Origin of the sequence: Halomonas sp. IOP_6, from assembly GCF_021151565.1 — a bacterium.
GTDB lineage: Bacteria > Pseudomonadota > Gammaproteobacteria > Pseudomonadales > Halomonadaceae > Vreelandella > Vreelandella alkaliphila.
Genome location: NZ_JAIRBO010000001.1, coordinates 371,509 through 382,173, shown reverse-complemented (window position 1 = coordinate 382,173; position 10,665 = coordinate 371,509). Strand labels below are relative to the sequence as shown.

The window sequence follows — 10,665 nt, the reverse complement described above, 5'->3', positions numbered from 1 at the left end:
GGTCTTGGATTTTACTGCAGCTACCGGCACCCAACTATCTATAAAGGTTGATCATGAAATTAATACAATTCCGCGTGACAAATTTCCGATCTATTACTGACAGTGGTTGGGTTGACGTCTCCGATGTAACCGCCCTAATTGGTGAAAACGAAGCAGGAAAAACAAATCTTTTACTTCCTCTATGGAAATTTAACCCAACAGCAGCTGGTGAAATTAGTCTTCTTGATGATATGCCACGCAGTCGATACGCGGAAATGCGCAATGAACCGAATTTACATCGGTTTATTTACTGCAAGTTCGAACTGGATGAATCCGATATTGAAATTGCTAACAGCTACGGTATCGAAGCTAAGGAGGGAGTGACCATTGTTGCTCGGCGAAATTTCGAGGGACAATACGGCTTCGAGTTCCCCGATTTTCCAGATGTAGTATTTACAGATACGTTTAACCCAGCATTGGAACAGCCTGCCGAAACCGAAGGTGAGGAGCCTAAGCAGGGGCCGAGTCTTTGGAGTCGTTTCAGGAATCGGTTGCCACACTTCGTATATTATTCAAATTATGGAAATCTGGACGATCAAATTTATTTGCCACATGTCGTTGATAATATGGAACGCAATGATTTGGGGGCGCGAGAAGCTGCAAAGACTCGGACTCTTAGAGTATTGTTTGACTTAGTAAGCCTGAGTGCTGAGGAGATGTTAGAGCTAGCCCGTTCAACAGGTGTTGTTGAGAGAGTGAATCAACAAGGCCAGAAGATCGGAAACGTCACAAACAAGACTGACGATGAGATAAAAGAAGACGACAAACAACTTCGTGAGCGTTTGGCATTGTTACAATCAGCATCATCCAAGCTGACGAGGAGCTTTTCGGACTGGTGGAAACAAGGTAACTATCGATTTCGGCTGGTTGCTGATGGAAACTACTTTCGAATTTTGGTAGCGGATGATCGCCGACCAGAGGAAATCGAACTCGAGAACAGGAGCTCTGGACTTCAATGGTTCCTGAGCTTCTTTTTGGTCTTTACCTATGAAAGCGAAGATGCACATGAAGAGGCAATCGTGCTTCTTGATGAGCCGGGGCATTCGTTGCATCCACTCGCACAGCGAGATTTAACAGCGTTCTTCAACAATCTGGCAAAAACTAATCAGTTGATTTTCACAACGCACTCTCCATTTATGATCGATGCCGACCGACTGGATCGTGTCCGAAAAGTATTCGTGGGAGAAGATGGCAGCACAGAGGCTTCAAGCGATCTAGGAGTCACGAAAGGAGCCAAAGGGCTGAAAGACAAAGGGGCAACCTACGCGGTCCATTCTGCCTTGAATTTGACTGTTGCAGAAAGCCTGCTTCTTGGCTGTCAGCCAATCATCGTCGAAGGCCCATCAGATCAACATTACCTTACTGCTATCAAAAGTATATTGATAGGCAAGAAAAAGATTGCACCTAAGTTCGAATTAGTTTTTCCCCCATCCGGTGGCGCCAAGACCGCAAAGATTATCGCGTCCATCTTGTCTGGGCGAGATGACGATCTGCCGAAGGTGTTGCTAGACAGTGACGTTGCTGGAAAGCAGGCCATCAAATCTCTTCAAGGAGATCTTTATTCTGATGACAAGGAAAAGATAATTGAAACTGACGAAGTGTTTTCCGACCTCAAAGGTACGGAAATAGAAGACCTTTTACCCAGTAGTCTGATGATTCAAGTACTCGACCGAATGGAGCGACGTGCCGAACAAGAATTTGAAGACGTTCATGATCCAAAGAAACCAATAGTCCCTCAAATAAAGAATTGGGCTGAGAGTGAGGGCTTCGCCATGGAGCCTGGATGGAAGGTGAAGCTCGCGCTGGGCGTCAAAGATAAGCTTTTAGCGAATACGAGCCGATACGTTGAGGATGAAGATATAAAACGATGGAAAGAGCTTTTCGACAAGTTACTTTGATTTCTCCTATATGGATGTGCTGTGCCCCAAGTGAAGGGCACTGTCGAAGGGATCATTTTAAGCGGCACAATCGACCTATCAAGGTGCTGCTGCCGGACAATTTTTCCGCTGTGCTCCAAATTTGCCGCAGAGCGCAGCGATATTCACTCGGGTAGCCAAGTCATGAGCATCAAACTTTTTGGCTTCATAGAACCTGCAGAAGAAAATCGATACTGCGTATTTGGCGCACAGCTAGAAGACGACGAGAACGTATTTTTCCACATCACTCATGCCTCAAATAAGCAAGCCATTATTACTAATGTCTTTAAGTCCGCTAAGGAGCTGGGTGTAGGAGAATTGGAGTCGGTCTCATATGCCAAAAGGAGTTCCGGGTGCTTTGCAAACTTAGGCACTCATCTTCAAGAGGAGTACGTCATTTTCGCAGTAAGGTTTACGCTAGAGGAGCTCAAAGAGGTGGCTGTAAACCCTTCAGATATCCATGTATACAAAAAGCACCTTCAGCCAGAGAAATTGGGTGTCGTACACCTGCCGAAAGGGCTTCAGCTGTCGTGAATATAACAAGTCAGTCAACTTCGCGCCTTCGGCGCCGGACGCAGCAAAGCTGCACCGGTTATTGAGGCGTTAGCTGTGATTGTCTTGCCTAAAAAGTGATACTATAGTGCCACTATCAGTCTGACTCAGAGTATGCCCATGAAAGTTGAGCTTGTTACCAACCTTAAACGCCAAGCCACAAAGATTCTGGCAGACCTGCATCTTTCTAAAGAGCCGGTACTGATCACTGAACATGGCAAGCCATCCGCATACCTTGTCGATGTGCAAGATTACGAGTTTATGCAGCGCCGACTCGAGCTGCTTGAGGGGCTTTCGCGGGGAGAGCGCGCTGTACTTGAGGGAAGAACGTACAGCCAAAGTGAGGCCAGGGAGAAAATGAGTAAATGGCTGAAGTAATTTGGACAGAGCCTGCCCTTCAAGAACTGGATGCCATCGCTGAGTACATTGCTCTGGATAAACCTGCTGCCGCAAGCCATCTGGTCAAAGACGTTTTCGATAAGACCGAGCGTTTGGAAAATTTCCCCCGATCCGGACGGATTCCTCCTGAGCTCCCCAATTCGGTATACAGGGAGATAGTGGTTCCACCATGCCGCATTTTTTATCGTGAGGATGAGAAACAGGTTCTGGTCCTTTATGTTATGCGAGAGGAGCGGCAGCTCCGTGCATACATGCTTGGGAATAGCTAACCAAGCGCGTTAATAGGATGCCGTTGTCTTCGCTGTGTCAACGTCACCGATGAGCTTTCGATCAATCTGGCGAAGTTCATTATGTGCGTTAAGCTTAAAACGTTACGTTTCTAAATTAGGTGGACATAACATTTTGCCACCTCCTGAGCCTGATCAAGCGGCTCTTGTTTTAAAGCTGTTTAGATTGCTAAGGGGGTAAGTGTGGTCGAATCATTACGCGAGTTGCTAACTGAGTTAGAGCAATTTGGCCAGAAAAACGATGCTGCCATTGCTGATCGTCCGCGTCGTATGTTGAATATCACTCATGATACGGGGGAGTTTCTTTCAGTACTGACTCAAGCCACGAATGCCAAACGGGTACTTGAAATAGGCACCTCTAATGGCTATTCCACCTTGTGGTTTGCCCAGGCAGCCCAGAAGATTTCCGGGCACGTCACGACAGTAGAGCTTTCCGAATACAAGTTCGATCTGGCCGCCACGAATTTTGAGCGCTCGGGTCTTTCTGACTACATTACATCGCTTCAATGTGAGGCTGGTAAGTTGCTGGAAAGCGTGGAGGATTCTTCATTCGATCTGCTCTTTCTCGATTCTAACCGTTCTGAGTACGTGCAGTGGTGGCCGAATATTAAGCGGCTCTTGAAAGGTGGTGGGCTTCTTGTGGTGGATAACGCCACTTCCCATGCTGATGAAATGGCTAGTTTTGTGGCGCTGGTTTCGACAGACCCAGATTTCACCACATGTACCGTCCCTGTTGGTAAGGGAGAGTTTCTGGCAACGCGCTGTTTTGGTTTTTCCGCCTGACGAGGTGGTGCTGGCGCTCAATGATCGCAATGAGTGGGAAGTGCCCGCTAGGCGTATTGAGATAATTGGGGCAGTTAATTCAAGTGCTAAATTGGTTTGTGTTGAATGGTCGCTCCTAGCCGAACCATGAACTTTCCTTCATATTAACAATGGATCAATTAAAGACCCGCTAGCGTTCATATGTTAGCCATCATAGTAGCGATAGCCCTTAAGCGAGAGGAATGCACCAATGACAGGGACTACTAAACCATCAACGATTGAACTGTTGAGCGACAACCGTGTAAAGGTGATCTTAGCCATCGCCATTATTGCGGTGGTCTGGGCTATCGTTGCGCACACCATTGCAGGGTCGCGACAAGACAGTAAGGAAGCGCTCGAAGCGCGCTTGGCCGAAACTGAGCGAGAGCATCAGCAGATTCAGGCGCAGATGTCTGAGGTCGAAGCCGCAGAGCTTGATCTAGCAACCTTACAGCAGAGAATGAACGCGCTAGAGGTTGAGCAAGCCGAAGCTGAAGCCGAGCTTGCTTCAACGCGAGCGGATATTGCCAATGCTGAAGACGATTTGACCACTTTACGGGGTGAGCGTGAATCTCGCGAAGAAGAGGTTGCCACCCTAAATGAGCAAGTAGACGAAAAGCAGGGCCGCCTAGAAGAATTGAATGAAACATACGCCGAGGTAGATGAGGATAAAAAAGAGGCTGAAGCAGCCCGCGATGCCGCTCAACAGTCGCAGGAAGATGCAGAAGAGGCTCGAAGGCAGGCTGAAGAAGACCTTGAAGAGCTCAACGCTGAGATTGAAGAGGCCAATACCCAGCTTGCCGCGGTCAGTGAGCAGGTAAGTGACTTAGAAAAAACGCGTGATGCGCTTACCATTGAAATCACTTCGCTCAGAGTAATACGCGACGAAGCGCAAACGCCCTAACAAGTTAGGCGCTATAACAATTCCTCCTCGCCGCGCATCAGTGAAACGATCTCCCCGCTTATTAAACGGGGAGGTCGTCGACGGTATCCACCACTGCGGCATACAGATCTCGCGTTGACGCTAACGCCCCCTCATGAACCGCTTGAGCTGATAACGTCTTGCCTTGGTCAGCTTGAAGCGAGCGGGTAGCTGTCGCGCTGGCAACTACTGTCACTTCAAACCCAAGGTTGAATGCACCGTGAGCAGTGGAGTTAACACACATATGGGTCATGAAACCAGCTAGAACCAGTTTGTTGCAGCCGACCTTTTTCAACTGTGCTTCAAGATCGGTCTGAACGAAGGAGTTGGGAAACGCTTTAGTGATAACCGGCTCGCCGTCTATCGGCTTTACTATATCTGCGATCTGCCCTATGGGCGCATTAATATCGTAAGGCGATCCTTCCCCGCTATTATGCTGAATATGAATGATCGGAGTACCAGCCTCGCGCGCTTTTTCAAGGAGTTTTTTGGCTTCTACCAGGGCTTCTTCCACGCCTTCTAACTGCATGACGCCTTCCCGGTAGGTATTTTGGCAATCGATAAGGATTAATGCAGACTCAGAAAGTTTGCTATGGGTGAGCTCAAGCCCTGAAAGTTCACGTAGTGTGACAGGTGTGGTCATTAATAACTCCTTGATGCTATTGATTGTTGTTTAAAAGAGAGCGGCGTCAGTTTAATAACGACAGGCTTATGGCCACAGTCGATGATACAGGTCACAGCGTACATGGGTTCGTTATTCAATATCGGCTAATTTAATTAGCCATTTGTCGATAGGGAGGTTGATCACTTTTTGAGGATGACGTAGATGACTATGACTCAACAAACGTTACTCTTGCTTCTGGCGGATTCGGTACTGGTTCTCCATGTGCTGTTTGTGGCGTTTGTTGTCGTCGGCTTGTTAGCCATCTACGCAGGGTATTTCCTGCAATGGCGGTGGGTGCGACATCGGACATTCCGGGTCATTCATCTGTGTGCCATTGGTTATGTGGTCGTGCAGGCGTGGTTTGGCATCGTTTGCCCATTAACTACGTGGGAAATGGCGCTACGAGCCAAGGCTGGGGCGGGCACTTATGCGGGCTCTTTTGTTCAATACTGGCTGCAGAGCCTGCTCTATTTCACGTTGCCGGAATGGGTATTTATCGTGGTTTATACCCTGTTTGGGAGCTTGGTGCTGGCTAGCTGGTTTGTTGTGCGGCCAAATGCGCGCTTTCGTTAGTTTTTTCAGATCCTGATATCCTCGAACTCGGCTAATCAAGTGCTATGCATTGGTGGGGCCTGCTGCGCTAATGGCAGGGAAGCTTGTCGCTCAATGTTTGGTGATATATGATTCGTATATGTTTCATATTCATTTCGTATATTTTGAGAGAGCGCTATGGGGATCGTGAAAATTAATGATCAGCTACACGAAGACGTGCGAAAGGCTAGTTCGGTGATGGTGCGTTCCATCAATGCGCAGGCTGAGTATTGGATAAAAGTAGGTATGCTCGCGGAGGCTAATCCGGGCATGACCTTCTCTGAAATTATGCGTGACCAAATGCAGCAAGCCGATGTCGATCTAAGGAAGGTGATTGGTGGCTAAGGTAACGCTGAAAAGTGCAGAGGAACTACGCGTAATGCGCGAGGCTGGGCGGCTACTCGCATCAGTTTTCAGTTATCTCGATAAACAAATAGTGCCCGGCATCTCCACGATGGATATTAATCATTGGGCCGAGCGTTATATCGTTGACCAGTTACAGGCTCGTCCTGCCAGCAAGGGGCAGTATGGCTATCAGTATGTGTTGAACGCGTCAGTTAACCATGTGGTTTGTCATGGCATTCCATCTGAAACACAAAAACTTAAGTCAGGCGATATCGTTAATGTCGATATTACCTTAGAGAAGGGCGGGTTTATCGCAGATTCAAGCAAGATGTACCTTCTTGGAGATGTAAAGCCCTATGCCAAGCGGCTGGTCGATAAAACCTACGAGTCCATGTGGCATGGGATACAAGCGGTTAAGCCTGGCGCAACGTTAGGTGATGTTGGTTACGCGATCCAGCAATATGCTGAAAAACAGGGCTACTCTATCGTTCGTGAGTATTGTGGGCATGGAATTGGCCGAGAAATGCACGAAGAGCCCCAGGTGTTGCATTATGGGAGGAAGGGCAAAGGGCTTGTTTTACAAGAGGGTATGGTATTTACCATAGAACCGATGGTTAACCAGGGGAAAGCCAAGATAAAAACCAAGAAAGATGGCTGGACAGTGGTTACCAGTGACAAGAAGTTGTCTGCACAGTGGGAGCACACGATTGCGGTCACCTCATCCGGTTTTGAAGTGTTAACACTTCGCGACGATGAAACCATCCCTACGCCTATTAACCAATAACCCTTCACCATTCGCCATTCACCATTCACCATTCACCATTCACCAGCGTATTTCATCCTCTCAAATCCCTTCTGGCGAAGCATATCAGATGCGTTAAGCTGAAAACCTAGGTGCTATTAGGTACGCATATCTTGGAGAAACCTCATGACAACCTTCGCAAAGAACACTATTTGCCTTTGGTACGATGGTCGCGCAGAAGAGGCAGCACGCTTTTACGCTGACACCTTTCCTGATTCGTTCATTAAGGCCGTTCATTATGCACCGGGAGACTTTCCGTCGGGTAAACAAGGGGATGTATTAACCGTCGAGTTTTCCGTGATGGGCATTCCGTGCCTTGGGCTCAACGGTGGGCCAGCGGTCACACACAATGAGGCGTTCTCTTTTCAAGTCTCAACGAATGACCAAGCCGAAACGGATCACTATTGGCATGCCATTGTTAGCAACGGTGGTGAAGAAAGTGCCTGTGGCTGGTGTAAGGATAAATGGGGCGTATCTTGGCAGATAACACCGGCGGTACTAATGAACGCGATTACCAATCCCGACCCTAACACCGCTAAGCGTGCTTTTGATGCGATGATGCAAATGAGAAAAATCAACATTGCTGAGATCGAGGCAGCGCTTAAGGGGTGATGAGTTTGCGATGGCCGATCGAATGGCTGGCAGCACGTCTGTTGTGCGACCAAATGCGCGCTTTCGTTAATACGCATCTGACGCTCAACTGCTATTATTTTTTCGCTAGCACTTTCCCGCTAACTCTAAGGATGGACCCAAATGCTGACACTCATCATTGTTTTGGTAGTCGTCGCCGTTATCGCGTTTTACGTTATCGGAATCTATAACCGTCTTGTTTCGTTGAAAAATCGCTTTGAGAACGCCTTTGCCCAGATTGAAGTACAACTTAAGCGGCGGCATGACCTAATTCCTAACCTGGTAGAGACCGCCAAAGGCTATCTGAGCCATGAGCGGGAAACGCTGCAGTCGGTCATTGAGGCTCGTAACACGGCAGTGGCCGGCCTTAAAGCGGCGGCGGCGAACCCTGGTAGCGCCAAAGCGATTGCTGATCTTGGTGGTGCTGAAGGTGCGCTAACTCAAGCGATGGGACGGCTCAATGTCGTCATGGAAGCTTACCCAGACCTAAAAGCTTCGCAAAATATGATGCAGTTGTCAGAAGAGCTCACCAGCACGGAAAACAAGGTGGCTTTTGCCCGTCAGTCATTCAACGATGCGGTAATGCACTACAACACTTATCGGCAGAGCTTCCCTCCAGTGGCGGTGGCTGGCATGTTTGGGCATGGCCAAGATGCCTCATTGCTAGAATTTGAAGACAGCGCCCAGATCCAGGTGGCACCCAAAGTGTCGTTCTAAGCTACTGCGCAGGAGCCAGGATTAGATGGATTTTTTTACTGCTCAGGAACACGCTCGGCGCAAAACCTGGCATCTGGTTGTCTTGCTGGTACTCGCAGTGCTGGCGTTGGTTGCCGTGACGACATTGGTGGTTGCCATCGCCTTGCAGCTGATGGGTGGCGCAGAACAAACCAGCCTTTCGGCGCAGGGAGTGTGGTCCGCGCTCTCATTTCAGCTAGTTGCTGGTGTGGCTGTCGGGGTGCTGGCTGTTGTGGTGCTAGGCGGCCTATTCAAACAACGTCAGCTAAGTGGTGGTGGCCGGGCAGTCGCAGAAGCGCTCGGCGGGCGCGAGATTAATCTAACGACCCATGACCCCGATGAACGCCGCATTCTCAATGTCGTTGAAGAAATGGCCATTGCATCGGGCACGCCGGTGCCTTCCGTTTATGTTGTAGAGGAAGAGGGCATTAATGCTTTTGCGGCAGGGTACCAAACCACTGATGCGGTGATCGGTATTACCCGTGGCACCATTCGCAACTTGACACGGGAAGAGTTGCAGGGGGTCGTCGCGCATGAGTTTAGCCATATTCTGTACGGCGACATGCGGCTAAACATACGCTTGGTCAGCATCCTCCACGGTATTCTGCTGATTGGGCTATTGGGCGGTACTTTGCTACGTAGCATGCGCTATCGGCGTGCCGGGGGCAGTAAACGTAACAACTCAGCGGCGGTAATTTTGGGGTTGGGAGCGGCGCTAATGGTGGTCGGCTATGCGGGCACCTTTTTTGGCAATCTGATTAAGTCAGCGGTCAGCCGTCAGCGCGAATATCTGGCGGATGCTTCCGCAGTACAGTTCACTCGTAACCCCTATGGCATTGGTAATGCGCTGGTCAAGATTGGCTCGCATAGCCAGGGTTCCTACCTGAAAGCGCCACAGGCAGCCGAATTCAGCCACCTGTTTTTCGGCCAGGGCATCAAGCTGGGATTTACGCGTATGATGGCGACCCACCCGCCACTAAAAGAGCGTATTCAGCGGGTAATGCCAGACTGGGATGGTCGCTTCGAGGCTCGCTGGCCCCCGCAGCAAACTGATCATGACGCCCCTGGTTCAGTAGATAATGAAGATGATAGTGAAGATGGCAGTAAAGACCGTTCTGATGCGAAGCTAAGCAGAGGGACGTTGGCTGCTGTATTAACCGCGGCTTCTGCTCAAACGGCCATTAACGCCATCGGCCAGCCCAGTCAACGCCACCTGGCGCAAGCAAGGGAAACGCTAAATGCGCTGCCAGAACAAATCAAAACTGCGGCCCATGAACCCTATACCGCCCGTGCGTTAATTTATGCACTACTGCTAAGTGATGAACCGTCAGTTCGTGAGCAGCAGTTAGATGCATTACAACAAATTGCCTTGCCAGATACTTATCAAGCGCTGATGGACATTGGTTCCGAGGTATTGAGGCTGAATATCGAGTTACGTCTACCGCTGGTTGAGTTGGCACTACCAGCCTTAAAGTCGCTGTCCGTGGAACAGGCTCAGCACTTTCGCCTCTGTATGGAGCAATTAATCAACGCGGATGGCCACGTCAGCTTGTTTGAATGGGCGCTGTATCAACTGCTGTTGAACAATCTGGGCGAAAAGTACAGCGGGCTCTCTCATCTTAAACTCAGTGATTTGCAGCGAGAGTGTCAGCGCCTACTCAGTGTGTTGGCAGCAGCTGGCCAGGATAATCCTGAAGAGATTAGCGCAGCGCTGCATGCAGCGGAAAGCGAGCTGCCGTTCGCCTTATCTGCCACTGACGAAGTAAGTGATATGCGGGCATTAAGCTTAGCCGTGGAACGTTTACGACGCTTGAAGCCGTTGCAAAAGCCCGTTCTTCTGCAAGCCATGGCGCGCTGCATTGAGCATAGCGGGCATATTCGCCCAGCCGAAGCTGAGTTGTTCCGGGTAATAGCCGATATTCTCGACTGCCCGATGCCGCCACTGCTGTCGGACGAGTTATCAAGTTCTGTAAAGTAGAGAG

General features: G+C 49.4%; 13 protein-coding genes. 12 read left to right on the top strand and 1 reads right to left on the bottom strand.

The features are described from left to right. Positions 1-53 precede the first annotated feature (53 nt). From K7H08_RS01830 to K7H08_RS01805, 6 genes are all read left to right on the top strand, one after another. On the top strand, positions 54-1,937 hold the full coding sequence (locus K7H08_RS01830) for an AAA family ATPase (RefSeq protein WP_095603090.1): 1,884 nt from the start codon (positions 54-56) through the stop codon (positions 1,935-1,937). Positions 1,938-1,958: 21 nt separating this feature from the next. Further along, entirely contained in the window at positions 1,959-2,489 is a 531-nt protein-coding gene (locus K7H08_RS01825) for a hypothetical protein (protein ID WP_231657064.1), read from the top strand. Positions 2,490-2,627: 138 nt separating this feature from the next. Next, positions 2,628-2,885 (top strand): type II toxin-antitoxin system Phd/YefM family antitoxin, encoded by a 258-nt coding sequence (locus K7H08_RS01820; RefSeq protein WP_095603088.1) that lies wholly within the window; start codon positions 2,628-2,630, stop codon positions 2,883-2,885. Continuing rightward, positions 2,873-3,175, top strand: a complete 303-nt coding sequence (locus K7H08_RS01815; protein WP_231657063.1) for a type II toxin-antitoxin system RelE/ParE family toxin — start codon at positions 2,873-2,875, stop codon at positions 3,173-3,175. Before K7H08_RS01820 ends, K7H08_RS01815 begins: the two co-directional genes overlap by 13 nt. A 201-nt stretch (positions 3,176-3,376) precedes the next feature. Next, positions 3,377-3,976 carry an O-methyltransferase gene (locus K7H08_RS01810; RefSeq protein ID WP_231657062.1) on the top strand — a complete coding sequence of 200 codons (600 nt, stop codon included), beginning with the start codon at positions 3,377-3,379 and terminating at the stop codon, positions 3,974-3,976. Between the two features lie 229 nt (positions 3,977-4,205). After that, on the top strand, positions 4,206-4,898 hold the full coding sequence (locus K7H08_RS01805) for a hypothetical protein (protein ID WP_231657061.1): 693 nt from the start codon (positions 4,206-4,208) through the stop codon (positions 4,896-4,898). Between the two features lie 61 nt (positions 4,899-4,959). Here the strand turns inward: K7H08_RS01805 and K7H08_RS01800 are convergent, their stop codons facing one another. Beyond that, a complete protein-coding gene (locus tag K7H08_RS01800; protein ID WP_231657060.1) occupies positions 4,960-5,559 on the bottom strand; it encodes a cysteine hydrolase family protein in 600 nt (199 codons plus the stop codon). Positions 5,560-5,742: 183 nt separating this feature from the next. On the opposite strand from K7H08_RS01800, the gene K7H08_RS01795 reads away from it, so the two are divergent. From K7H08_RS01795 to K7H08_RS01770, 6 genes are all read left to right on the top strand, one after another. After that, on the top strand, positions 5,743-6,153 hold the full coding sequence (locus tag K7H08_RS01795; protein WP_231657059.1) for a DUF2784 domain-containing protein: 411 nt from the start codon (positions 5,743-5,745) through the stop codon (positions 6,151-6,153). 156 nt (positions 6,154-6,309) lie between these two features. Beyond that, a complete protein-coding gene (locus tag K7H08_RS01790) occupies positions 6,310-6,516 on the top strand; it encodes a ParD-like family protein (RefSeq protein WP_038485042.1) in 207 nt (68 codons plus the stop codon). After that, positions 6,509-7,300 carry a type I methionyl aminopeptidase gene (map, locus tag K7H08_RS01785; RefSeq protein ID WP_231657058.1) on the top strand — a complete coding sequence of 264 codons (792 nt, stop codon included), beginning with the start codon at positions 6,509-6,511 and terminating at the stop codon, positions 7,298-7,300. The genes K7H08_RS01790 and map overlap by 8 nt, the downstream gene beginning before the upstream one ends. Positions 7,301-7,444: 144 nt before the next feature. Next, a complete protein-coding gene (locus K7H08_RS01780) occupies positions 7,445-7,930 on the top strand; it encodes a VOC family protein (RefSeq protein ID WP_198349592.1) in 486 nt (161 codons plus the stop codon). A 141-nt stretch (positions 7,931-8,071) separates the two neighbouring features. Next, complete coding sequence (locus tag K7H08_RS01775; protein ID WP_038485032.1) at positions 8,072-8,665, top strand: LemA family protein; 594 nt, start codon at positions 8,072-8,074, stop codon at positions 8,663-8,665. A gap of 25 nt (positions 8,666-8,690) precedes the next feature. Continuing rightward, the gene (locus K7H08_RS01770; RefSeq protein ID WP_231657057.1) at positions 8,691-10,661 is read left to right on the top strand and encodes a M48 family metallopeptidase; all 1,971 of its coding nucleotides are present in this window, start codon (positions 8,691-8,693) and stop codon (positions 10,659-10,661) included. The last annotated feature ends 4 nt before the right edge of the window (positions 10,662-10,665 follow it).

Bases quoted from the DNA above. Each gene is read 5' to 3' on its own strand.
- K7H08_RS01805 (WP_231657061.1), top strand. From the start codon at position 4,206: ATGACAGGGACTACTAAACCATCAACGATTGAACTGTTGAGCGACAAC.
- K7H08_RS01830 (WP_095603090.1), top strand. From the start codon at position 54: ATGAAATTAATACAATTCCGCGTGACAAATTTCCGATCTATTACTGAC.
- K7H08_RS01780 (WP_198349592.1), top strand. From the start codon at position 7,445: ATGACAACCTTCGCAAAGAACACTATTTGCCTTTGGTACGATGGTCGC.
- K7H08_RS01790 (WP_038485042.1), top strand. From the start codon at position 6,310: ATGGGGATCGTGAAAATTAATGATCAGCTACACGAAGACGTGCGAAAG.
- K7H08_RS01795 (WP_231657059.1), top strand. From the start codon at position 5,743: ATGACTATGACTCAACAAACGTTACTCTTGCTTCTGGCGGATTCGGTA.
- K7H08_RS01820 (WP_095603088.1), top strand. From the start codon at position 2,628: ATGAAAGTTGAGCTTGTTACCAACCTTAAACGCCAAGCCACAAAGATT.
- K7H08_RS01770 (WP_231657057.1), top strand. From the start codon at position 8,691: ATGGATTTTTTTACTGCTCAGGAACACGCTCGGCGCAAAACCTGGCAT.
- K7H08_RS01815 (WP_231657063.1), top strand. From the start codon at position 2,873: ATGGCTGAAGTAATTTGGACAGAGCCTGCCCTTCAAGAACTGGATGCC.
- K7H08_RS01775 (WP_038485032.1), top strand. From the start codon at position 8,072: ATGCTGACACTCATCATTGTTTTGGTAGTCGTCGCCGTTATCGCGTTT.
- K7H08_RS01800 (WP_231657060.1), bottom strand. From the start codon at position 5,559: ATGACCACACCTGTCACACTACGTGAACTTTCAGGGCTTGAGCTCACC.